14 protein-coding genes and 2 pseudogenes are annotated in these 24,033 nt (G+C 71.1%); 6 read left to right on the top strand and 10 right to left on the bottom strand.

Annotated elements, in window-relative coordinates; translation table 11 throughout:
• Window positions 1–20: 20 nt before the first annotated feature.
• Window positions 21–1,070 carry a LacI family DNA-binding transcriptional regulator gene (locus GRC12_RS02910; RefSeq protein WP_208777037.1) on the top strand — a complete coding sequence of 350 codons (1,050 nt, stop codon included), beginning with the start codon at window positions 21–23 and terminating at the stop codon, window positions 1,068–1,070.
• A gap of 15 nt (window positions 1,071–1,085) precedes the next feature.
• Here the strand turns inward: GRC12_RS02910 and GRC12_RS02905 are convergent, their stop codons facing one another.
• Window positions 1,086–2,042, bottom strand: a complete 957-nt coding sequence (locus tag GRC12_RS02905) for an expansin EXLX1 family cellulose-binding protein (RefSeq protein ID WP_208777036.1) — start codon at window positions 2,040–2,042, stop codon at window positions 1,086–1,088.
• Window positions 2,043–2,268: 226 nt separating this feature from the next.
• On the opposite strand from GRC12_RS02905, the gene mgrA reads away from it, so the two are divergent.
• Complete coding sequence (mgrA, locus tag GRC12_RS02900) at window positions 2,269–3,312, top strand: L-glyceraldehyde 3-phosphate reductase (RefSeq protein ID WP_208777035.1); 1,044 nt, start codon at window positions 2,269–2,271, stop codon at window positions 3,310–3,312.
• 48 nt (window positions 3,313–3,360) lie between these two features.
• Here the strand turns inward: mgrA and GRC12_RS02895 are convergent, their stop codons facing one another.
• The gene (locus tag GRC12_RS02895; RefSeq protein WP_208777033.1) at window positions 3,361–5,535 is read right to left on the bottom strand and encodes an eCIS core domain-containing protein; all 2,175 of its coding nucleotides are present in this window, start codon (window positions 5,533–5,535) and stop codon (window positions 3,361–3,363) included.
• Between the two features lie 368 nt (window positions 5,536–5,903).
• Window positions 5,904–8,357 carry a SpoIIE family protein phosphatase gene (locus tag GRC12_RS02890; protein ID WP_208777031.1) on the bottom strand — a complete coding sequence of 818 codons (2,454 nt, stop codon included), beginning with the start codon at window positions 8,355–8,357 and terminating at the stop codon, window positions 5,904–5,906.
• Between the two features lie 645 nt (window positions 8,358–9,002).
• Here GRC12_RS02890 and GRC12_RS02885 point away from each other — a divergent pair.
• The 3 genes and pseudogenes from GRC12_RS02885 to GRC12_RS45290 all read left to right on the top strand — a co-directional run.
• Window positions 9,003–9,812: an alpha/beta hydrolase gene (locus GRC12_RS02885; protein ID WP_208777029.1), complete on the top strand. Its 810-nt coding sequence runs from the start codon at window positions 9,003–9,005 to the stop codon at window positions 9,810–9,812.
• A complete protein-coding gene (locus GRC12_RS02880; protein ID WP_208777028.1) occupies window positions 9,809–10,636 on the top strand; it encodes an SDR family NAD(P)-dependent oxidoreductase in 828 nt (275 codons plus the stop codon). The genes GRC12_RS02885 and GRC12_RS02880 overlap by 4 nt, the downstream gene beginning before the upstream one ends.
• Window positions 10,637–10,997: 361 nt before the next feature.
• A pseudogene (locus GRC12_RS45290) lies at window positions 10,998–11,105 on the top strand (alpha/beta hydrolase); the annotation flags it as partial.
• 7 nt (window positions 11,106–11,112) lie between these two features.
• Here the strand turns inward: GRC12_RS45290 and GRC12_RS46865 are convergent.
• From GRC12_RS46865 to GRC12_RS02855, 6 genes and pseudogenes are all read right to left on the bottom strand, one after another.
• Window positions 11,113–11,280, bottom strand: coding sequence for a helix-turn-helix transcriptional regulator (locus tag GRC12_RS46865; protein WP_368861480.1), 168 nt, complete (start codon window positions 11,278–11,280; stop codon window positions 11,113–11,115).
• 2,137 nt (window positions 11,281–13,417) lie between these two features.
• Window positions 13,418–13,864: pseudogene (locus tag GRC12_RS46860) on the bottom strand (ATP-binding protein); the annotation flags it as partial.
• A gap of 125 nt (window positions 13,865–13,989) precedes the next feature.
• Window positions 13,990–16,704 carry an ATP-binding protein gene (locus GRC12_RS46315; RefSeq protein WP_208777026.1) on the bottom strand — a complete coding sequence of 905 codons (2,715 nt, stop codon included), beginning with the start codon at window positions 16,702–16,704 and terminating at the stop codon, window positions 13,990–13,992.
• 155 nt (window positions 16,705–16,859) lie between these two features.
• Window positions 16,860–17,693: a hypothetical protein gene (locus GRC12_RS02865; protein ID WP_244371945.1), complete on the bottom strand. Its 834-nt coding sequence runs from the start codon at window positions 17,691–17,693 to the stop codon at window positions 16,860–16,862.
• Window positions 17,694–17,763: 70 nt separating this feature from the next.
• Window positions 17,764–18,162: an alpha/beta fold hydrolase gene (locus GRC12_RS02860; protein WP_208777025.1), complete on the bottom strand. Its 399-nt coding sequence runs from the start codon at window positions 18,160–18,162 to the stop codon at window positions 17,764–17,766.
• Window positions 18,163–18,447: 285 nt separating this feature from the next.
• On the bottom strand, window positions 18,448–18,843 hold the full coding sequence (locus GRC12_RS02855; protein WP_208777024.1) for a hypothetical protein: 396 nt from the start codon (window positions 18,841–18,843) through the stop codon (window positions 18,448–18,450).
• 444 nt (window positions 18,844–19,287) lie between these two features.
• Here GRC12_RS02855 and GRC12_RS02850 point away from each other — a divergent pair, with 444 nt between their 5' ends.
• Window positions 19,288–20,922 carry a serine hydrolase gene (locus GRC12_RS02850; protein WP_439959865.1) on the top strand — a complete coding sequence of 545 codons (1,635 nt, stop codon included), beginning with the start codon at window positions 19,288–19,290 and terminating at the stop codon, window positions 20,920–20,922.
• Window positions 20,923–21,067: 145 nt separating this feature from the next.
• On the opposite strand, the gene GRC12_RS46645 is transcribed toward GRC12_RS02850, so the two are convergent.
• Window positions 21,068–23,899: an AfsR/SARP family transcriptional regulator gene (locus GRC12_RS46645; RefSeq protein WP_308286460.1), complete on the bottom strand. Its 2,832-nt coding sequence runs from the start codon at window positions 23,897–23,899 to the stop codon at window positions 21,068–21,070.
• Window positions 23,900–24,033 lie beyond the last annotated feature (134 nt).

The following is a 24,033-nucleotide window of genomic DNA, read 5'->3' as shown; positions in this document are numbered from 1 at the left end:
GTTGGGAACGTGGGGTCCGTATGACGAGTTCGCGTGTCTGGCGACGTCCCACGCTGGACGCCGTGGCCGCCCGGGCCGGCGTGTCCACGGCCACGGTGTCCAACGCGCTCAACGGCACCGGCCGGCTCTCCGAGGCGACCAGGCAACGCGTCCTGGCCGCGGCGGGCGAACTCGGCTACGCCCCCGCCAGCACCGCCCGCGCCCTGGCCCGCGGCGCCACCGGGGTGCTCGGCCTGACCATGACCACGTACGGCGACCTGCCCGTCCCCTACACCGAGATCCCGTTCTACGCGCACCTCGTGCTGGCTGCCATGGCGGCGGCACACCAACGCGGTTACCTGCTGCAGGTGATGCCGAACTCCATGTCGCCGTGGATGTGGCTGAACACCCCGATGGACGGCGTCATCCACGTCGGCCCACGCGCGGACGACCACGTACGTTCCCTGCTGAGCGAGCGCGGGATCCCCATGGTCTGCGAAGGCCGGCCGCCCGAAGCCCACTGGTGCGACGCGTGGGTCGACGCCGACCACGACACCGGTCTGCGGCTCCTGCTCGACCACCTCGTGGACCGCGGTGCCCGGAGGATCGGGCTCACCCTGCCCGTGCACGACGACGCGTACCCGCGCCTGATCGCCGACGCCCACCGGATCTGGTGCGCCGAACAGGACATGCATGTCCTGGTGGAGGAGTACGCGTCGATGCCCGACTACTTCACGGCGGAACAGGAGGCGGTCGCCCGGCTGCTCGACCACGATCCGAGACCGGACGCCGTCATCGGCGTCTACTCCGATTCCGGTCACAACATCCTCGCCGCCGCCCGCCAGCACGGTCTTCGGGTACCGCGGGATCTCCTGGTGGCCTGCGTCAGCGAGGACCCCGACTATGCCACGACCACACCACCCGTCACCACGCTCAGCCTCCGTCCGGACCGCACCGGCGACGCGGCGGTCGACCTGCTGATCGCCGTCATCAACGGCCGCGCCGGTGTGGACCGGCGTCGGCTCGTACAGCCGGTGCTGATCCCTCGCCGGTCCACACGGCGCCCGGTGAGGGATGCACGACGACCGTAGCGGTGGCCGGGGTGCTCAGTGCCGGGCGAACTGCACCTGGGTGTGCTGCACGACGTTCGGCTTCACGGCGAGGCCGTTGACGGTCAGTTGCTGGCCGTAGATGTCCGTGATCCTGATGGAGCCGCCGCATCCGGCGCCGTCGGCGGAGAGGAAGTAGTTGTAGCTGGTCCGCGGCAGCCGCCGCCAGCCGCTCCCGGTCCGTACCTCCAGTGCCGTCACGGGGTTTCGGTGGTCGATGACCTGGATGCCGCACCAGTAGACGCTGGACCCCGTCTTGTACCGGATGGAGATGGTGCCGATGGAGCTGGGGCTCACCAGGCTCCAGGTGATCGCGAGCCGGCCGACGCTGAGATCGGCGAGCTTGGCGAAGGCCTGCTGGCTGAGGTCGAGTTGTCCGGGAGCGCAGGGCAGCGGGCATTCATTGGTGATCCGTACGGTGACGGACCTGCCGTTGGCCGCGCGCACGAGCACGTACGCGCCGCACGCCCTGGACGTCTCGTAGTCGGTGGTGTTCATCGCCGCGATCATGAGGTCGGGGCTCGGGCCGAACAGACACGCACCGTCTCCGTCCTTGGCGTCGTAGGCGGTGGCGACTCCCTTGTAGGAGGTACCGGGCTGGATCCGTCCCGCCGACGACGTGGTGGCGGCCGTCCTGCGCGGTGCCAGCGGGGTGACCTTGGCCGACTTCCGCGCGGCGGGCGTGGCCGCGGAAGCCGTCGGCTTGGGCGTGCCGGTCGGGGAAGCGGAACTGGCCGACGCGTCCGGAGTGCCGGTCTCAGCCGTGGGGGTGGATCTGACCGCAGTGGTCGCGACCGGCGTGGCCGCGGCGGCGACCGCATCGGCCCTTCTGTCCGGGACCAGCCCCATGACGAAGTAGGCGAGAACGCCGGTGACGCCCAACCCCACCGTGGCGCCCAGCACGAGCCTGCGTCTCTGCCTGCGCCGCCGCGCGGCCTGCCTCGCTGTCTGCATTGTCTGTCTGTCCGTTCGGGAGAGCGAGCTGATGGTGCACCCTTCAGTGACCGCCCGAGGCGAAAAGGTTGCCGGACTCTTTGCACGACTCGCCTGCGCGGATTCAGAATCGACGCTGCTGAATCCGATGCGCGGGAAGGGTTGGACTTCCCGATCACGGCGGAGGAAGGTGGGCACGTTCCCGCCCCCCGGGGCACCCCGCATCGCACCACCCGGAGACCATCCGATGAACCACGTGGCGAACCCCGAGCGCTACGACGGCCCCATGCGCTACCGGCGCACCGGACGCTCGGGACTCGACCTGCCCGTCCTGTCGCTCGGCTACTGGCACAACTTCGGTGACGACCGCCCCTTCGAAGTGCAGCGCGAGATCGCCCTGCGCGCCTTCGACCTCGGCGTCACCCACCACGACCTGGCCAACAACTACGGGCCGCCCTACGGCTCCGCCGAGCGCAACTTCGGACGTCTGCTCAAGCGGGACCTCGCGCCCTACCGCGACGAGCTCGTGATCTCCACCAAGGCCGGCTGGGACATGTGGCCCGGACCCTACGGTCAGGGCGGTGGCTCGCGGAAGTACGTGCTGGCCTCGCTGGACCAGTCCCTGCAGCGCATGGGTCTGGACTACGTGGACATCTTCTACTCCCACCGGCTGGACGCGAGCACGCCCCTTGAGGAGACGATGGGCGCGCTCGACACCGCGGTCCGCCAGGGCAAGGCCCTCTACGTCGGCATCTCCTCCTACGACGCCGACCGCACCCGGCAGGCGGCCGCGATCCTCCGGGACCTGGGCACTCCGCTCCTCATCCACCAGCCGTCGTACAGCATGCTCAACCGCTGGATCGAGACCGACGGGCTGCTCGACGCGGCGCAGGAGGAGGGCTTCGGCGTCATCGGCTTCACCGCGCTCGCGCAGGGTCTGCTGACCGGCCGCTACCTCGACGGGATCCCCGAGGGTTCGCGCGCGTCGCGGGGCACGTCCTTGGACGCCGCCTGGCTGACCGACGACATGCGCGAGCGTCTGAAATCCCTGAACGCCATCGCCGGACGCCGCGGCCAGACCCTGGCCCAGATGGCCCTGGCCTGGGCCCTGCGCGACCCGCGCGTCACGTCCCTCGTCATCGGCGCTTCCAGCACCGAGCAGCTGGAGCAGAACGTGGCCGCCCTCGACCACCTCGACTTCACGGCCGAGGAACTGGCCGAGATCGACAAGTACGCCACCGACGGCGGGGTGGATCTCTGGCGCGACGCCCGACTGGGAAACCTGGGCTGACGCTGCCGGCTCCCGTACCAGGGCCTGGGCGGCCTCATGGTCGTCAAGTCAGGATTCCTGGCGGGCCCGCGGGCCGACCAGGCCCTGGTACAGGAGCCGCCGCTCCTCCGACCCGTCGTCGGTCGCCGCCAGTGCGGCATCCCACTCCTTCTTGATCTCGTCGAGGAAGGCGCGCCAGTCTCCGCCGGCATGGGCCTTGCCCATCTCCGCGAGTTCGACCAGGCGCTCGTTCTTGCCCAGCCCGCCCGAGCCGACCTTGTCGCCCTTGTGGCCGTGCAGAACCGACTCAGGGTTCGCGGTGGCCTCGGTGGAGCGGAAGTCGTGCTGATAGCCCACCGGACTGGAGGCATGCGGGGCGAGCGTCTCGATGCCGATCTGCAGCGAACCGTCCTTCCTCGTCGTCGGACGGTGGTAGACCAGCAGCATGTGGCCGTGCGACCCGTTCGGCAGCACGACATCGCCGTTCCAGTCCTTGGAGCCGAGACCCCCGCCGGAGATGTTCTGTCCCCACAGGTCCGGGCGGTCGGCGCCGACGGACACCATGTTGGTGAGTGACGCCAGGGGGCCGCCCTTCTCCTTGAACGCGCCGGGCTTGCCGTCCTTGTTGGCCGTGATGGCGGTGCGGTGCGTGGCGAAGCCGCGGTCGATGACGTCACCGGCGCGCGTGTTCGTGCGGTCGTCCTGGGTCACGCCCAGGAAGTGCGGGAGCGAGTAGGCCGGTTCGTCCGCGGAGCCGAGGGCGGGAATACGGATGTTCACGCGCCCGCCGTGGGCGAGGGCGCGGACGACGTCCTTTTCGTAGTCGGCCATGTGCGCGCCGGCTTTCGGGTCGTACAGCTTCAGCCCGTTCTGCAGGATGAGCAGCACCTTGGTGAGCATCTCGCGGGCCCGGGCGTCCTGCGCCACGACGTTCGGCGCCGTGCTCCTGCCCTTGCCCTTGCTGGTCGTGGGGCCCGTCTCGGGGATGCCGTCCGCGTGCAGGCGCTCGGGAGCGATCCCGGCCGGGTGCAGGGTGTCGATGGCCGTGTCCCGGATCTGCTGGTCCCGTTCCCGTTCCAGGGCCTGCTTCTCCTGCGGCGAGGTGCTGGGCGCCTGGGTGAGCATGAACCTGCCGAGCGTGTAGTCGGGGGAGATCGGCGTGTCCTTGTCCGCGCCGCGCACGGCGGGGTGGTTGGCGCGGACGGCCAAGGTGGCCGTGAGCACGCGCTTGCCCGCGGGCAGGGTCAGCCAGTCGTCGAAGCGGCCCTTGGTGTAGTTCTCGGCCTGCTCGTAGGTGCCGATGCCCACGGCGTCGAGCCACTGCGGATTGACCTGGGAGAGGTGCCTGATGTCGTCCAGGTCCTGATCGCTGAACGCCTCGCCACGCATCACACGCCGGTCCAGGGTCTTCCTGAGCCGAGACGTCCCTTGGAGCATCCACTGCTCGGGCCACCAGGTGCCCGGCGCGAAAACGTTCTTCTTCATCCTGGTCTGCACGGTGTGCCGCTCGATCGACTGGCTCAGACGGGCGATGGCCTCCGCACCGTTGGCCTGCTGCTCGGCCGCCTGGGCGGCCGGGTCCTCGACCGCGGTGCTCCCGTGCGTCCGCTGGACGGACGCCTGACCGGTGTGCGGCTGCGTGTGGCCGTGCCCCGCGTGGCCGTACTCGGCCGGCACCCGCTGGACGGGCGCGGAGGCTCCCATGACCTGGTCGGCAACGTTGACCGCCCGGCGCTCACCCGCGTCGCCTTCCGCCGAGATACGCAGACCTGCGCCGTTGTCGGTGCCCGGCACAGGTCCCGCCACCTGGTCGAGCGTGTGCGCCAACTCGTGCGCCCAGTCCTTCTTCGTCATCCCGCCGCCGTCGACGATGTGGGCGCCGCTGGTGAACGCCCTCGCCTCGACGGCGGCTGCGGCGCGCTGCGCCACCGGCCCGTCGTGCACCCGTACGCCACTGAAGTCGGCACCGCCGAACCGTGCCTCCATCTCACTGCGCAGCGTGGGGTCGAGCGGGTGCGCCGACGACCGCAGGCTTTCGTCGACCGCGGTTCGCTGTATCCGCGCCCGGTCGGCGGTCGTGGCCTCCGGGCCGACTGCGCCGGGCGACGAGGTGATCCCGTCCGCGGCCGCACGCTGCAGATGCCTCACCCATGCGCTGCTCATGGTCGTCGGCGGCTGCGACCGGCGCGCCGTGCCCGATGTCCGCTCGCCGGCCTTCTGGTGCTCCCGATCGACAGAGCGCACAGGAGATCCTCCTTGGCAACTAGGGTGCCGTGTCTAGTTGTTGTACGTGACACCTGTCGTTAAGGGGGAGGGCTCAAGGGGCAGTGTTCGTTGCCCGCGAGGCCTCGCCGTCGTCCTCCCCCTGCTGTCCCAGCACGCGAACGACGGCGGCGTTCCCCGCCGTCTGCTGGAGACGGGCCAGGCGAGCTGCCACGGATGTCTCCGGAGTGGAGCGCGCAGGCCTGCTGCGGCCACCGGACGACCTCGCGGGTTCCGCTGTGGGGTCGGCCATCGAACTGTCCATGGCCACAGTCTTCAGCGCGCCACGGCTCCCCGTTCACCCGGTGGTCGCCTTTTCGCCTTGTTCTGCGACGTGCCTGTTCGCCTCGTCAGCCCGATCCGGGCTGGGGGAGGGACTGCGCGCACCAGATGGTCTTGCCGTGAGGAGTGTGCCGGGTGCCCCATCCCTGGGTGAGCTGGGCGACGAGCAGCAGGCCGCGCCCGCCCTCGTCGAAGGCGCGGGCCCGGCGCAGATGCGGGGCGGTGTTGCTGCAGTCCGACACCTCGCAGATCAGGGCGGTGTCACGGATCAGTCGAAGCCTGATCGGGGGCTCGCCGTATCTGATGGCGTTGGTGACCAACTCGCTGACGACCAGCTCGGTGATGAAGGCCGCATCCTCCAGGCCCCAGGTCTCCACCTGGTCGATGGCGATCTTCCTGACGTGCGGCACCTGTGCGAAGTCCGGCTCGACATCCCAGTCGGCGACGTGCTGGGGATCCAGGGCGCGGGTGCGAGCGAGCAGCACAGCGGCGTCGTCGGTGCGGCGGTCGGGAAGGGTGGTGTGCAGCACCGTGTCGCACAGGGCCTCGAGGGAGTTCGCCGTGGGGTCCAGGACCCGCAGCAGCTCGTCGATCCCTTGGTCGACGTCGCGTACGCGGCTTTCGACCAGCCCGTCGGTGTAGAGGGCGAGCAGGCTCCCCTCGGGGAGTTCGATCTCGGTCGCCTCGAACGGCAGCCCGCCGATGCCCAGGGGAGGTCCCGGTTGTGCGGAGACGGTGGTCCTGGTTCCGTCCGGGGAGAGGATCAGCGGAAGCGGATGTCCCGCGCTGGCCAGCGTCAGTCGGCGGGTGACCGGGTCGTAGACGGTGTACAGACAGGTGGCGCCCGTCTCTCCGGTCGTCTGGAAGTGGCTGGTCGGCTGGAGGTCGCTGGCCAGGTGGAGGACCAGGTCGTCGAGGTGTGTCAGCAGTTCGTCGGGCGGCAGGTCGACGTCGGCCAGGGTGCGGACCGCTGTGCGGAGTCTGCCCATGCTGGCCGAGGCGTGCAGGCCGTGGCCGACGACATCGCCGACGATCAGCGCGACCCTGGCTCCGGACAGGGGGATGACGTCGAACCAGTCACCGCCGACTTCCGCGCCGGTGCCTGCGGGCAGGTAGCGCGATGCGACCTCGACCGCCTCCTGGTGGGGCAGCCCCTGCGGCAGCAGGCTGCGTTGCAGCGTCAGGGCGGTGGTGCGCTCGCGTGAGTACCGGCGGGCGTTGTCGATGGCGACGCCTGCCTTGGCCGTCAGCTCTTCGGCCAGGATCAGGTCGTCCGCGGTGAACGCCTCCGGCCGGTCGGTACGGGAGAACGTGACGACTCCGAGCAGTGCCCCGCGCGCCCGCAGTGGCACCGTGATCCGGCCGGTCAGTCCGTCCACGGCGAGGGAGGCGTCGATCAGCGGATTGCCGGGCGGCCAGTGGGCTGGGTCGGCGGCCAGACCGGGCCCGAAGGCCCATTCGCCGCCCGGACCGGGCTCGCCGGCGAGTTCGACCTGGGAGGTGCCGGTGGCCATGCAGCGGGCGGCGACGGAGTCGAAGGCGAGGGTGAGGGGGGTCGGAGGCTCGATGTCCCCGTCAATGCCCTCCCCGGCACTGTGCCGGGCGGCGCGGCTGAGGGTGATGATCTCCCCGCTGGTGAACAGCGACGCGGAGGGCGGTTCCTCTCCGCGCAGCACCTCGTCGAAGAGGTCCACGGTCACGACGTCGGTGAATCCGGGCACGGAGCTCCGTGCCAGCTCCCGGGCCGTTCCGACCACGTCGAGCGTCCGGCCGATGTCCCGGCCGGCTTCGTTCAGCATGAGCAGTCGCTGCCGGGCCCAGTACTCGGCGCTCATGTCGAATCCCCAGTTGGCGACCGCGCGGACCTTGCCCTCGGCATCCCGGACGGGCCAGATGCTGGTGGCCCAGGCATTGGCGTAGTTACTGCCCAGTGGACGGAAGACGGTGATCAGGCGCGCGGGCCGGCCCGTCCTGGCCACCTCGGAGAGCTGGTCGGTGTAGGGCTTGTCGTCCCTTTCGGGAAACAGCGAACGGTCGAATTCGGGAAGCACTTCGCGGTACTTCTTGCCGAGCACCTGTTCCTCGGAGTGCGCGATGACCCGGCCCGAGGAGGCGTTGATCCACAGGAACCGCAGTTCGGGGTCGTAGACGCCCAGTGCGAAGGGACACTGCTCGAAGGCCCGGTCGGCGATGACCGGCCGCCGGTCCCAGCGCTGGACGGTCAGCACACGGTCCTGCGCCTGCCCGCGAGAGCCGAGCAGCGGCTGGACCGTCACCACGGCGTCCACCGCCGAGCCGTCCCGGTGACGCAGGGTGATGGGACCTGAGGGGTTGGCATCGGTGCCGTGACTCTCGGGGAAGCCAGGTGGCGGGGGACCGACCAGCAGGTCGGTCACGGGCCGTCCGACGGTGTCCTCGGCCGTCCAGCCCAGCAGGTGGAGCGCTCCTTCGCTCCAGCCGCTCACCTGGCCGTCCGGGTCGACCATGACGACGGCAGTGGGAGCGTCCTGTTGGGCGGCCATGTCCACGCGCCACACCTCCGTCCGGACCGTGGTGCCCGCGAGGGCTCGTCTCCAGCGGCTGTTCTCCAGCCTAGAGGCACTCCTGCCGCACGGCGTTCCGACCGGCCCGTCCGGGCTGCGCAAGCCGATCCCGGGGCCGCGGCCGGACACGCACGACAGGGGCTTGTGAAAGGCAAGGGCCTCGTCGGGCCCATGGTGTCGGCCTGTACGGGCGCGGCCGCGGTGTGTGACGTGATCGGGGCGAGGCGCCGGCCGGCCGTGCGGAGGAGGTCCAGGTCGGCCTCGGCCCAGGCAGAACGACGTCCTTGCCGCTGCTGATGACCGCGTAGGTGAAACTGATCGTGCCCAGCGAGGTACGGCGTTGGGCAGGACGATCGATATGGCACGTGTACGCATGTGAACCCCCGTCAGGTCGGGAGCGCACCCGCAGTGACAACGCCCATCCTGCGGTCCTGAACACGGTATTGCGCGTAGTGAGCCCCACCCTCGCCGCGCAGCCGCGTCGGACACCGCCGCAGGTTTCCGTGCCGCCGATGCGCGCGCTGAGCGTCGCGCACTGGGGTGTCACCCTGGTGCGAGCGCGGCGGGTGCGCGGTTTCCTGTGGACATGCCGGGTCAGCACACCCACAGAAGAGAGGCCCAGCCATGACCGTCCCGCTTCCCGTGGTCTTCGTCCACGGCCTCTGGCTGCACAGCACCTCCTGGCAACCCTGGATCCATCTGTTCCGCGCGGAGGGCTACGACCCCTCCGCGCCCGGGTGGCCCGGCGACCCCGACACCGTGGAGGAGGCCCGCCAGAACCCCGAGAGCGTCGCCGGCTACGGCGTCGACGACGTCGTGGAACACTACGCGGCCCTGATCGAGACACTGCCCGCGCGGCCCCTCCTGATCGGTCACTCCTTCGGAGGGATGATCGCGCAGAAGCTGCTCGGCCAGGACCGCGCCGCGGCGGCCGTCGCGATCGACGCCGCGCAGATCAAGGGCGTTCTGCCGCTGCCGCTGTCCGCGCTCAAGGCGACGCTCCCGGTCTTCAAGAACCCGGCCAACAAGCGCCGGTCGGTCTCCCTGACCCCGGAGCAGTTCCGCTTCGCCTTCGGCAACGCCATCCCGGACGAGGAATCGGCGGCCCTTTACGAGCGCTGGTCCATTCCCGCGCCGGGCAAGCCGCTCTACGAGGCCGCCTCCGCCAACTTCAACCCCCACTCGCCCGCGAAGGTCGATACGAAGAACAGCGGACGCGGCCCGCTGCTGCTCATCTCCGGCGGCAAGGATCACACCGTGCCCGAGGTCGTCACCCGGGCCACCCTCAAGCAGTACCGGCACTCCGAGGCCGTCACCGACATCATCAACTTCCCCGACCGCGGGCACTCCCTGACGATCGACGGCGGCTGGCGCGAGGTCGCGGACACGGTTCTCGACTGGCTGCGGAAGCAGAGCCTGGGGACCGGACGATGACGCCGACCTCCCGGGGCACCGCGAACCCCGGTGCCGACGCCGGCGTGGCCGGAGCGACCGTGGTGGTCACCGGCGCCGGTCGCGGCATCGGGCTGGCCGTCGTCGAGGCCTTCCTCGCGGCCGGCTCCCGCGTCGTCGCCGGATCGAGGGAACGTACCGAAGCCCTCGACGCACTCGTGAAGCAGGGCGCCGAACTCACCGTCGTGGAAGTCGACCTCGCGACCCCCGACGGACCGGCCGCGCTGGTCGCCGAAGCCGTAGCGGTCCACGGCGGGGTCGACGTCCTCGTGAACAACGTCGGCGCGGTACGGCCGCGGATCGACGGCTTCCTGGCCGTGACGGACGAGGACTGGGAGTGGACGTTCACGGTCAACCTCATGGCCGCCGTCCGCACCACCCGGGCCGCCCTGCCGCACCTGCTCGCCACCGGCGCGGGACGTATCGTCACCGTCTCCTCCGTCAACGCCAGACTGCCGGACCCCCTGGTCATCGACTACGGCGCGGCCAAGGCGGCGTTGACCAACTTCTGCAAGGCCCTGTCCAAGGAGGTGGGACCGCGCGGCGTGCGGGTGAACACCATCGGCCCCGGCCCGGTGGAGACGGCGCTGTGGCAGGGCGCGGGCGGAGTCGCCGCCACCGTCGGCGAGTCCCGGGGCGTGGACGCCCGTGAGGTGGCGCGCGGCGCGGCGGACCAGTCGGTGACCGGCCGTTTCACCCGTCCGGGAGAGGTGGCCGATCTCGTCCTCTACCTCGCCGGTCCGGCGGCGGCGAACATCACCGGCGCCGACTTCGTCATCGACGGCGGACTCGTCGAGTCCCTCTGACCCGCCGTCACGGGACGGCCGTCAGCGACATCTCCGCCCCTCGCACAACGCCCACCTCGCCCGGAGTGACCAGTGAGATTACGCCTGCCCCGATCCCGCCATCTGGCGGGTCGGGGTCCTCGCCCTGGCCGTGGGCCTCGGCGCGACCACCTAACGGCGGCGGCCTCCGCCAAGCCGGCACCGTCGGCCGGTGAACGGATGCCCGTCGGCTTCACGGCATCGCCGTAGACGAGGACGCCCTGACCCCGGACGACCTCAAGGCCTTCGCCTCCTACCTCCGCGACCACGCGCGCCTCGAAGCGAGCTTCGCCTGGTTCCGCACCTTCCCGCAGGACATCGCCGACAACGCGCGGTTCCACGCGCTGCTGCCTCGGCCCAGTACGTCGAGATCGAGGGCGCCCCGCACGGCCTACTGTGGACGCACGCCGAGGAGGTGAACGTCGCGCTGCCGGCCTTCCTGAGCAAGTGACACCGCGTCAGTCGACGGCGCTCGCCGGGCCCGGATCGCCGATCGCGCCGGGGATCTGCCTGCGTGAGGTGATGCCGAGTTTGCGGAACACCTTGCTCAGATGGAACTCGACCGTCGAGGCGGTGACGAACAGTGTCGTCGCGATCTCCCCGTTGGTCAGTCCGGAGGCCGCCATGGACGCCACCTGCCGTTCCCTCGGTGTGAGGTCGAACCGGGTCTCCTCCGACCGCCTGCGGGCCGTCGCCCCGGTGGCGAGCAGTTCGAGCCGGGCCCGCTCGGCGTACGGCACCGCACCGAAGGTGTCGAAAACTCTCGTACGCGGCACGCAACTGCCTCCTGGCCTCGGAGCGCCGCTTGCGGCGACGGAGCCACTCGCCGAACAGCAGCCGCGCGCGGGCCTGTTCCAACGCCAGCGGACTGTGCTGCAGCAGGTCGACCGACTCCTGGTAGAACTTCCCGGCGTCCTCGCCGTCGGCCGTCAGCGCCCGGCCGAGTGCCAGACTGCCCAGTGCCCACGGGGTGGCGGCGAGCGGGGCGCGTTCCTCCAGCCGGGCCAGGGCCGCGCTTGCGCCGGCTCGGTCGCCGGAACGGACACAGGCCTCGACGAGCAGCGGCAGAACGAGGTTGCCGTAGGCCGGGGCGTCTTGCTCGAAGACCCTTCGGGCGTGCTCCATCGCCTGCCGGTAGCGGCCCTGCCCCAGTTCGAACAGGGTCAGTGCGTGCTGCGCCAGGAGTTGGAGCACGCCGTGACCCATGCTCCTCATCCCGGCGGCCCGCCGGACTGCGGCGCGCAGCTCGGCCTCGTGGCCGGTGAGGGCGAACAGGTGGAGCCGGTTGATGTCTCCGCCACCGAGGAAGCCGGTGGCGGCGGCGATCTCGTCGAACTCGGCGTAGCGGACCTCCGCCTGCGTGAACCGTCCGTCCAAGAGGTCGTAGCGCGCCTGGACGAGCAGCGTGATGCTCAGCGCGTACAGCGCGCCGGTGTCGCGGTCGCCCGCCGCGAGGCGATCGGTGAGTTCGCGCCCGGCCTGGACCTCCCACAGATCGTCGCAGGCCATGGAGAGCATCACCGCGAAGGGGCTGGTCGCGTCACCGATGCCGCCCTCGCGCCGCAATGCGTCCAGGGCGGCGCGCAGCGCGGGCGCGCCGCGTTCGTAGCCCTCGGCCATGCGACGGGCCAGAGCCTCCATCAGAAGGTCGCGGCCGCGCCGGGTGGAGTCCGTGGTGTGCTGCCGCGCGGTGAGGGCGGCGACCGCGACCTCGGTCGGCGACGTGCCCTGCGTGCAGTCGTGGGCGACCAGTACGGCGTGGAGCGCCTCGCAGAGCAGCTCCCAGGTCAGTCCCGGGTCTTGCGGGCCGAGCCTGGTCACGGCGTCCATGAGCATCGCGGGGACGTCGGCGACGGCGATCTGGAACATCTGTGCCGTCGCTCGCGTGCGCAGCGCGCGGGTGCGCAGCACCGGCCCACGGATGTCGGCCCCGGCGAGGTCCAGCGCGGTGTGTGCCGCGGGCGCGTCGCCGGACATCAGATGCGCCTGAGCCGCGTCCAGGAGTCGCTCGGCGCGTTTGTCCGGGTCCCTGGTGAGGTCCGCGGCGCGGGAGAGGAACAGGGCTTGCTGGGAGTATCCGCCGCGGGAGCGGGCCCGCTCGGAGGCGGCTTCCAGGTCGTCGGCGACGCCGTCGTCCGTCGTCTCCGTGGCTTCGGCCCGGTGCCAGGCGCGGCGGTCGGCGTCGCGTACGGGGTCGCAGGCGGCGGCCAGTGCCGCGTGCGCCCGGCGCAGCTCGCCCGGTTCGGCTCCGGCGTGCACCGTCGAGCGGATCAGGGGATGGCGGAAGGCTGTCGGCGTGTCCCGGCCGAGGATTCCGGCGGCGATCGCGGGCTGGACGGCGCGGGCCGAAAGACCGAGGCGCCCGGCGGCCCGCCACACCATCCCCGTGTCGTCCGAGGGGGCCGTTGCGAGCAGGAGCAACAAGGTCGCGGTCTCGGGCGGCATGGCCTGGACCAGGCGTCGGAAATGGCCCTCATCAAGGCGGCTCACGGGCAGCGGATCGGGCAACGGGGCGACACCGGACAGCTGTTCGGCGGCGAGGGCGTCGGTCAGCTCCAGCAGGGCGAGCGGATTTCCGCCGGTACCGGCGACGATCCGCTCGGCCACCGCCGTGTCCACCCGCCGGGCGGCGAAGGAGAGCAGGATCCTGGCCTCCGGCTCCGGCAGACCGGTCACGGCGTGCCCGCCCAGCGAGTCGAACAGACCGGTGTCCCCGAGTCCGTCGCGGAGGGCGATGATCATGCCCAGGGAGTCGGCGTGCAGCCGCCGAGCGGTGAATGCCAGCGCCTCGGCCGACTCCCGGTCCACCCACTGCGCGTCGTCGAGCAGGAACAAAAGCGGCTGGTCGGCGGCGGCTTCGGACAAAAGTGTCAGCGTGGCGAGCCCGACCAGATACCGGTCCGCGGGCGGACCCGGGAGCAGTCCCAGGGCCGCGTCGAGCGCGGTCCGCTGCGGTCCGGGCAGCCGGTCCGTCCGGTTCAGGAAGGGCCGCAGCAAGCGGTGCAGTGTGCCGAAGCCGAGACCGGTCTCGGACTCGACCGCGGTCAGGCGGACCACGCGAAGTTCCGCGGCCCGCTCCGCGGCGTACTCCAGCAGCCGGGTCTTGCCGATCCCGGGTTCGCCGGTCAGGACCAGGACTCCGCTGAGGCCGTCGCGCACGGCGTCGAGCAGCCGGCCGATGGCTTCCCGTTCGGCCCGGCGGCCGACCATCGGTGGCCCGGGTGCACGGTGGACGCCGTTCCACACCATGGGACCGATCCCCCCTCGTCGATGTTCTGACGTGGGGAAACGCTACGAGCGCCGCGCCGGCGGAAGCGAGCGTCATGTGACGGTCGTCAGCGCAGTGCGCTGACCACCGTCCGCAGCTCGGCACGCGAGACCACGCCCAGCTTGGGGAAGATGCGGTGCAGATGCGAGCTGACGGTGCGGTGCGACAGATACAGCCGCTGGCCTATCTCGCGGTTGGTGAGCCCGTCGGCGGCGAGCTGGACGATCTGCAGTTCGTGGGCGGTCAGTTGGTCCCGGGCGTCGGGGGCCCGACGGCGGCTGGTCTCGCCCGAGGCGCGCAGTTCACGGCGTGCCCGCTCCCCCCAGGGGATCGCACCGAGTGCGTCGAACATGTCGCGCGCGGCCCGGAGATGGTCGCGGGACTCGACACTGCGCCGTCGGCGCCGGAGCCATTCACCGTAGGCCAGGTGGGTACGGGCTCTGATCAGCGGCCAGGCGCCGAGGTCGGCGCTCAGCGCATCCGCGAAGAGCGGGTCGGCCTCCTCGTCGCCGGCCAGCAGCGCCCGTACCAGGCGCAGTTCGGCGTGCAGTACCGGCGCGGAGGTCACCGTGGCGATCTCCTCCAGCTCCGACACGATCGGTAGCACGGCCTCCAGCCGCGCGCAGTGCGTCGCCGCGTCGACGAGGTCCCCCACGGCGGTCAGCCGCAGGGCGACCTGGAACGCGTGATCGGCCGGATCGTGGAGCCGGCGGAGATGACCGAAGGCCTCCTCGAAGCGTCCCGCCCCCGACGCGGCCAGCCCGCGTGCCATCGACGCGGTGGCCAGCACCGGACGCGCCCCGGCCGGCAGCCCGATGCCCTCCGCCTCCTCGGCCAGCTCCAGGGCGGCATCCACCTCACCGCGCAGTGCGGCCAGCTTGGCCGCGGTGGCGGTCATCAACGCGTACATCATCGTCTGGCTGGTCTCGCGCGCCAGCCGCCGTGACTCCTCGGTCGCCGCGATCGCCGCGCCGAGATCGCCGACCACGAGGGCGCTCCACGCGTCCGCACCCACCGTCCGGGCCAGCAGCCCCAGACGTCCCTGGGCGCGCAGGGGCGCACCACCGGCCGCGGAGAACGCCCGCGCCAGGTCGAAGCCGCCCACGAGGAGCGAGGCGGTGCTGAGCATGCGGTAGGCGCGGCCGTCGTCGCCCTCCTTCAGGGCGATGTGCCGGGCCCGGTCCAGGACGAAGGTGCCGCGCTCGACCGGGGCGGCGTAGGCGCAGATGGCCAGGCGCCACGGATCGAGTTCGTCCAGCTCCATCCGCTCCACCGCCCGCAGGACCGCTCGGCGGCCCTCCGGCCCCGGGTCGGACCAGAAGCACAGCTGCGCGGCGCTCCACAGGATCCGCAGCGCCAGCGCCCGGTCCTCCCCTGCCATCTCCTCGGCGAGCGCCGTCAGCGAGTTGGCTCCCGAGGCGTGACTGTGCAGTCCCTCGTCGAAGCTGCCGCGCAGCCAGACGACCGTGGCGTGCTGCCGCCGCGACAGCGGCCCGGTGAGCGCCTGGTCCAACAACCGGGTCACCGTCTCGGGCCGGCCGAGCTCGACGGCGAAGTCGGCGGCACGCAACAGCCGTTCCGCCCGGCGGTCGGCGTCCTCGCTGAGCACGGCGGCCTGTTCGAGGGCCGTGACGGCTGCGGCGATGCCGCCACGGTGTGCGGCGCGGCGAGCGGTGTCCTCCAACGCCGCGGCGACCCCTTCGTCCGGGTCCTCGGCAGCGGCGGCCCGGTGACGCAGCTGCCGGTCGGGGTGCTCGTCGAGTACGGCGGCGAGAGCGGCGTGCGCGGCGTGGCGGACGCCGGTGGGCATGGTCTGGTGGATCGCCGACCGCATCAGCGGATGCCCGAACCGCAGCTCCGTTCCGACGACTTGGACGAGCCGAGCCCGTACGGCGGGGTCGAGCTCCGCGTTTCCGGCCGTGACGCCGGTCACCTGCCGGGTCGCGCGGTAGATCTCGGGGAGTGACGGGCTGTCGTGGAGGGACGCGATCCGCAGCAGACTGCGGGTGATGTCGGGCAGGGTCTCCAGACGGTGGGTGAAGGCCCGCTCCAGCCGCTCGGTGAGCGGCAGCTGCGGCAGGTGGGGGTCCGCCGACGCGCCGAGGGCCCGGGAGAGTTCGGTCAGGGCCAAGGGGTTTCCCGCCGCCTCGGCCAGCAGCCGGCGATGCGCGGTCGGGCGCAGATTCGGGGCGCGGTCCGCCAGAAGCTCCCGCGCCTGGCCGTCGGTGAGCGGCCCCAGGGTCAGGGAGGTGAGTTCGTCGGAGTCCAGCCGCGACCGGTAGCCCTCGCGTGCGGCTCCCACGATGACCACCGGCTCCGTGCCGATCCTTCGCGCGACGAAGGCCAGGACACTGGCGGTGGCGTCGTCGAGCCACTGGACGTCGTCGACGAGGACCAGCACCGGCGCGAGCGCGGCCGCGTCGGCCAGCAGATTGAGCACCGCCAGACCGACCAGGAAGACGTCGGGAACACCGGCCTCGGCGTGTCCGAGAGCGGTGTCCAGGGCCTGTCGGTGCGGCGCGGACAGCTCGGCGGCCGAGGCGGCCAGCGGACGCAGCACGAGCTGCAGACCGGCATAGGGGATGTCGCTCTCGGCCTCGACACCGCTGGTGCGCAGCACACGGTGGCCGAGCCCCTCGGCGAGGTGGGCGGCCTCGGCGAGCAGCGCCGTCTTTCCGATACCGGGCGCCCCGCGGACCAGCACCGCGTCCTTGTGGCTCCGCGGCTCGGCCAACAGCCGGCGCAACAGGTCCAGCTGGTCGTCCCGACCGATGAGCTCCACGTTCCCCCCATCAGCCCGCCGGACGCGGTCTGTTTGAAAGGTCAGACTACTGTGCAGCGTCCGTGGACCTGAACGGAAAACCAGGCCGCGACGGCGGGTGGCTTCGACCTGGACGCGCAGCGTTGCAGGCGAGACGGATGTGTACGGGAGGTTCTTCAGCCGAGCCTGTACAGCACGTCGGCGACGGTGGCCCGGTACGTCCGCAGCGCCCGCAGCCCCGCGGCATAGCGGTCACGGTGTCCGGCGATGTCCGCGGTCTGCTTCCGTGCCCGCACCGCGTGCCAGAGTTCGGCCGTGTGGTGCCGGCGCTTGCAGGTGACGTCCGCGGTGGCGGTGGCCCGCTCCCGCGCCGTATGCCGGGTGTTGCCGTCACTGCCGCGCCGCCAGGCGGTATCGGTGTACGCGGCCACGGGGTCGGGATAGCGGGTGAAGCCCTGCTCGGCCACACAGCGGGACCACACGTCCCACGCCGAGCGCAGACGCGGGTCGCGCTTGACGGCCTTGTCGACCTCGATCTCCCGGGTCTGGGCGTAGAGCCAGTCGCGCTTGACGTCGATGCCGCGCATCAGCCGCCGGCTCGCCTCCGCGTTGCAGGAGGGGAAGTCCGCATACTCGGCGTTGGTCATCCGGCGGCCCTTGGGTCGCGGAACCGAGGACTTGGCCGGGTCCCAGCCGTAGCCCCAGCGACGGGCGGCGGCGAGGTCCAGGACGCCGTAGAGGGTGCCGACCGCGGTGGCGACGATGGGATCGCTGGGGTAGCGGGGGTCGAGCGGAAAGTCCGGGTGGCCGTGCTGTGCCATGCACTGCCGGACGAGCAACGCCGAAGCCCGCTGCGATCGCTGGTAGTCCTGGGGCGTGAACGCGTAGCGATCAGCCGGGAGGGGGCCCGGGTCGGACGCCGTACGGATGACGTCGGGCCGTCCTGGACCAGAGACACACACCGCCGCCAGAACCGCCACGGCCCCCAGACGCAACCCCCGTATTGTCATGTGCAGGAATGCTAGCGAACGGCGAACGACAGCCCACCACGGCCCCCGGGCACCCATCCACGTCCTGCCTTCACCGTTGCAGAAGGCGGATGACCAATCCTCGGTGGCGTCCGGGCTGTTCGGCGTCGATGAGGTGGCCCGTGCCCCGGATGGTCACCAGTGTGGCGTCGGGGAGTACTTCGGCGTACTCGCGGGCGATGGCCGGGTTCTTGTAGTCGCAGATGCCGCGCAGGACGAGGGTCGGTACGTGGATGCGGCGCAGGGCGGGACGCGGGTCGGGGACGGTGAGTTGGTCGGCCGTGGTGAGCTGGTTGGAGCAGAAGCCGGGTACGGAGTTCGGCAGGTCGTGCAGGGGGCGGCCGGGGTGGCAGGTGGCCGCCGGGGCCGCGATCGTCAGGAGGCGGGCGAACACCGCGTCGAGTTCGGCGTCGGGGACCAGGGCGTGTGCCGGGCACGGGTTGGCCGCCATCAGCAGTGACCATGCCAGCGGTCGCGGCCTGGCCTCCAGGGCGTCGAGTCGGCGTTGCCGGCCGGTGGTGAGCCGGTCCCGGATGTCGCCCTCAGTCCGGTCCCGCGGCCAGTGTGGCGGTCGGCAGCGGTGCGGGCCGAGTTCCTCGACGATGGCGTCCTCGGCGAAGGGCGCGACCTGGGTGGCCGGGAGGTGGAGGACGATGTCGCTGTAACAGGCGGGCGCTCCACGAAGGTGACAGCCTCGGCGCGCGACCTTCGCTGGGCCGCGCGCGATATTCGGAGGCTACTTGAAATTGCGGACCAGCGGGGCACCGTTCGGGGGCTTCGTGACCTGGAATGTCTTGCTGTAGGTATTCTTGTCGTTGTCGCTGTCCACGCACGTGATCAGTGCGGTGGCCTTCGTGCCGTTCGTCGGAATTCCGGTGAGTACGATGGTGTAGTCCTCGGTCTCGTCCTCGCCGGGGAGTTCGTCCGTGCCGGCCTTTCCCTTGGTGGGCGTTATCTTGATGCTGTCCGGTGTGGAATCCCCGAATCGGGCACAACTCACGGTTCCCTTGACCGTGACCTTCACGGCGGCGTGTGCCGTGCCGGTTGCCACGAGCCGAGCTGCGAGTGCCAGCGAAGCCACGACCGCGACAGAGCCGATGGTCTTCCTCGTGCTGATGCTGAGATTTCGCATGTCAGACTCCCACTGAATTCGGACGGATTTGCCGAAGGCGGGGTGCAGAAAGCAGGCAGCGGCAGCCGCGTCGGAGCGGCACGAGTATGGGTGCTCCCCACCCTTTGTTTCCCCACATATGAAATCGACTGCGCTTCGCGCTGGACAGCGCGGCGCGTCCGTGAGAAACCGGTCTATTCCGGCCTCTGACGCCGACAGCGTCTGTATTCGACCCTAGCGAGCGGTGGGCACCATGTCCACTTATGCCCCAGTGCCCTTCATTGACCCGTCAATCAAAGTGACAACGCCGCGAGGACCATAAAACTCCTTACGTTGCCGACGCGGGTCGGGCGGGCTGGTGGAAGAGGACGGGAGCGCTCAGGCGGAGGCGGCGGCGTACGCCTGATCCCCCGAACGGCCTGCCAGGCCGCGACAGGCGCCGGGGGAGGGCTTGCCATGGAAGACATGTCCCGACTCAACAGCGCATGCCCGCGCACACTTCGCTCCGCCGCGGCACTCGGCCTGGTCGGGGCTCTGGCCGCCGGCTGTACCGCTGCCGATGCCGACACCACCGTCGGGGGGCCCGCCGCCGTCGTGACGTCGCCGCTGCCCACCGTCCCACCCGCCCAGCCACCGGCACAGCTCACCCGGGCCAAGGTCGAGACCGCGGTGAGCCGGCTCGACGACGTCGTACGGGACGCCATGCACCGCACCGGTGTGCCTGGAGTCGCCGTGGGCGTGGTGTACGACGACAAGGTGATGTACCTGAAGGGGTTCGGAGTGCGGAAGGTTGGCACGAAGGACCGGGTCGGAGCGGACACGGTCTTCCAGCTCGCCTCGGTCTCCAAGCCCCTTGCCTCGACCGTGGTCGCCGCGGCCGTGGGCGAGAAGACCGTCGCCTGGGACGACCCGGTCGTCAAGTACACCCCGGGTTTCGCGCTGAAGGATCCGTGGGTCAGCCGTCATGTCACGCTGGCCGACCTGTTCTCGCATCGCAGTGGACTGCCCGACCACGCCGGCGACCTCCTGGAAGACCTCGGCTACGACCGCTCGTACATCCTGGACCACCTGCGCTACGAACCGCTGGCCCCCTTCCGGGCCCACTACGCGTACACGAACTTCGGGCTGACCGAAGCGGCGGTCGCCACCGCGCGGGCGGCAGGGACCAACTGGGAGAAGCTGTCCGCCGACAAGGTGTACCGGCCGCTGGGGATGAACTCCACCAGCTCTTCGTTCGCCGACTACGAGAAGGCGGGCAACAAGGCCGCCCTGCATGTGAAGAGCGGAAGCACCTGGAGTGCCGCGTACGTGCGCGACCCGGACGCCCAGAGTCCGGCGGGCGGAGCAAGCTCCACGGTCCGGGACATGACGAAGTGGCTGCGTCTGCAACTGGGCAACGGAAAGTTCGAGGGGCGGCAGATCGTCGACGCCGCCGCTCTGGAGCAGACTCACGTGCCCCACATGGTCTCCGAGCCGCCGCACTCGCCCGCGGGCAGGACCGGGTTCTACGGACTCGGCTGGAACGTGAGCTACGACGACCAGGGCAGGCTGAAGCTCGGCCACTCCGGCGCCTTCGCGCTGGGGGCGGCCACCACCGTCGCCTTGCTGCCCTCGGAGAAGCTCGGCATCGTCGTCCTGACCAACGGCGAGCCCATTGGTGTGCCCGAGGCGATCTCCGCCACGTTCCTCGACACCGCGCAAACGGGCGGGCCGACCGTCGACTGGCTCAAGTTCCTCGGGCCGCTCTTCCAGCAGACCCTGCAGGGGGAACGCTCGCAGGTCGACTACAGCAAACCCCCGGCCTCGCCCGCGCCCGCCAAGGCAAACAGCGCCTACACCGGGACGTACGCCAATGAGTACTACGGCCCGTTGACCGTCAGTACCCAGGGCAACGAACTCACCATGCAGCTCGGGCCCAAGAAGCAACGGTTCGTCCTGACCCACTTCGACGGTGACACCTTCAGCTACCGCACCACGGGCGAAATGGCCGTCGGCCTCACCGGCATGACCTTCACCGTCGGCGCCGGCGCGCGCGCCGACAAGGTCCGAGTCGAGAATCTCGACACGAGCGGTCTCGGCACCTTCACGAGGAAGGACTAGCTTTGAGGCATACGACTACACCAACGGCCAAAATGGCAGCCACACGGGCTTCTGCTACCGGCGTCCTTGACGTGTCCGCACGGCGGCTGGATGTGCGGACATGCTGCCTGCCATAAGCAGGCGAAGGACGACGGCGACATCGCACTCAGGATCCGGCCGGCAGGCCGAGGCGGCGCAGCCGGGCGCGGACGCCGTCCGAGTCCGGCACGCCGAGTTCGTCCAGGATGTCCGTCGCGCGGCGCGCGGCACGCCGGGCCGCCCGGGCGTCGCCGGTGGCCTGGTGGCTCTCGCTGAGGTGGACCAGCACGTCGGCCTCGAAGTAGCGGTCCCCGAGACCGTGGAACAGCGTGACGGCGTTGTCGTAGCAGGCCGCGGCCCGGCGGTGGTCGCCCAGGTGCTGGTGTGCGTAGCCGAGGCTGTCCCAGGTGTCCGCCTGCCCGTCGCGGACGCCGAGGTCGGTGAAGAGCTCCAGTGCCTGCCCGCAGAACGCGAGGCACTGGCGGTGGTCGCCGAGCTGCGCGTGGTACCAGCCCACCGAGTTCAGGGCCCGGGCCCGTCCGCTCCTGTGGCCCAAGGAGGTGTAGTGGTCAAGGGCCTCCCGGGCACAGGCCAGCGCCTCGGGGTAGGCGTCCCGCCGGGCGTGCAGGCGCGCCAGGTCGAGGTGGGTGTGGGCCAGCTCGGTTCGGTCGCCGAGGGCTTTGTGGAGATCCAGGGCGCGGGTGAGGTGGGTGAGCGCGTCGTCCAGCCGTGTCAGGCGGGTGCAGGCGCGGCCGAGACCGCTGTGGGCGTCGGCCTGCCCGGCGGCGGAGGCCGAGCGGAGTGCGGCGTCCAGCGCGGCCTCCTGGGCCGTGGCCCAGTCGGACCAGTGGCCGCGTCGCTGCAGGAACGTCGTCAGGGCGCGGGTCAGCTGCCAGGTCGGGGCACCCGATGCATTTCGCGTGGCGATACCCGATCGGTGCACCACCGCCAGGAGCACGGGGTGCTCGGCTGTGAACCAGGCGAGAGCCGCTCCGTGGTCCGCGGCGTGTTCGGGGGAGACGCCGGGGACCACGGGCGGCAGCGCGATCGGATCGCGGTGGGGATCCAGCATGCGGTCCGCGGAGTGGGCGGAGTGCAGATAGTGGCCGAACAGGCGGTCTTCGGCCGCGTGCGTCTCGCCGGCGGCGTTCACGGTCTCGGCGAGTTCGGCGGCGTACATCCGCAGCAGGTCGTGGAGTACGTATCTGCCTCGTGAGTGCTCTGTGACCAGGCAACCGTCGGCCAGCGCGGTCAGTAGTCGACCCGCGTCGCGGACGGGGATCCCGGCCAGGCTCGCGGCGGCGGGCACGCTGATGTCCGGGCCGGGGTGTACGCCGAGCAGCCGGAACATCCGGGCGGCCTGAGGGCTCAGGGTGCCGTACGACCAGGAGAACACGGCCCGCATGTCCGCCCGCGTGTCCTCGTTGCCGAAGCTGTCCAGCCCGGCGGGGGAGTCCTGGGCGTCCCGGAGTTCGGCTGCCAGCCGTGCCAGGCCGAGCCCCGGCTCGACGGCCGCGCGGGCCGCCACGATCACCAGGGCCAGCGGAAGCCGCGCGCAGCGGCTCACGATCTCGTCGACCGCCAGCGGTTCGGACATCACGCGCTCGGCCCCTATCCGGCGGGCGAGCAGCCGCCGGCACTCCGCCGCGGGCAGCACATCCAGGACGAGACTCCGGGCGCCCTCCAGGGCGATCAGGCCGGAGAGCCGGTTTCTGCTGGTCACCAGGGTGAAGCACCCTGGACTGCCGGGCAGGAACGCCCGTACCTGTTCGGCGTCCCGTGCGTTGTCGAGTATCACCAGCATCCGGCGTCCCGCCAGCATGCTCCGGTACAGCCCGGCCTGGGCCTCCGGGCTGACCGGCATGTGCTGGGGGAGCACGCCCAGTGCCTCCAGCAGCCGGGGCAGCGCCTCGGCCGGGGTCACCGGTGGCCGCGATGGCTCGAAACCATGGAGGTTCACGTAGATCTGGCCGTCCTCGAACCAGTCGGCCACCCGGTGCCCCCAGTGGACGGCCACGGCCGTCTTCCCTACGCCCGCGGTCCCGGCGAGGGTCGAGATCACCGCCACCGTGGGGCTGCCGATGTCGCCCGCGAGGATCTTGTCGAGCTGGGCCAGCTCCTCCTGCCGGCCGGTGAAAACCGGAACGTCCAGGGGCAGATGCGCCAGAACCGGTGCGGACCGCGGACGTGCCGATGGCAGCGGATCCGGGGCCTCGGCCGGCCGGGGGGCGCCCTGCAGGATCGTCTGGTGGAGTTGCCGGAGCTCGGTCCCCGGATCGGTGCCCAGTTCGTCGGCCAGCCGTTTCCGGGTCTCGGCGAAGCGCTCCAGCGCCTCGGAACCGCGCCCCGCCTCGTACAGTGCCCGCATCAACACGGCCACCAGCGGCTCCAGGAGGGGATGTTGGTCGACCAGTTCGGGCACTCGGTCGATCACCACCGCGTGGTTGCCCAGGGCCGTCTCAGCGTGGGCCCACGCGGTGACCGCGTCCAACCGCTGCCGTTGCCAGGTCTCACGCATCCGCGTCGCCCACTCCCCGGACAGTCCGGCGAGGGGCTCCCCGCGCCACAGGTCCAGGGCCTCGCGGAGGATAGTCACCTGCTCGGCGTCGCTCCGGCCGGCTCTGCGGGCGTCGGCGACCAAGCGATGAAACCGGTGGAGGTCCACGGCTTCGGAGTCGGTGTCCAGCACGTAGCCGCCGTTACGCCGAAGCAGGCCCGGCGTGCGAACGGCCCCGGCGGCTGCCAACCCCCGCCGAAGGCGGGTCACATGCGCGTACAGCGCCTGACGTGCCCCGTCCGGCGGATCCGCACCCCACACACGCCTCATCAACGTCTCGATCGGCACTGCCCGGCCGGCGTCCACGGCGAGCGCCGCCATCACGCTCCGCCGCTGCGGAGGACCTATGTCGATGGGACCCTGGCCCCATAACTCGACGGGCCCGAGAAGTCTGAACGTCACCACGGCAACCCCCGGCGATCAGACGCGCACACGATGCGCCTTCCCCTGGCCGGTCATCCCCTTCACCGGCATCGCCCTGGCGACACCCCCCATGCACCAGGCCACGACACACGCTACGCGCGCGTAAGACAGCC

The organism is Streptomyces griseorubiginosus, assembly GCF_017614965.1.
GTDB classification, from domain to species: domain Bacteria; phylum Actinomycetota; class Actinomycetes; order Streptomycetales; family Streptomycetaceae; genus Streptomyces; species Streptomyces griseorubiginosus_B.
The sequence above is the reverse complement of the archived record's forward strand: the minus strand, read 5'-3'. Positions and strand labels throughout refer to the sequence as shown.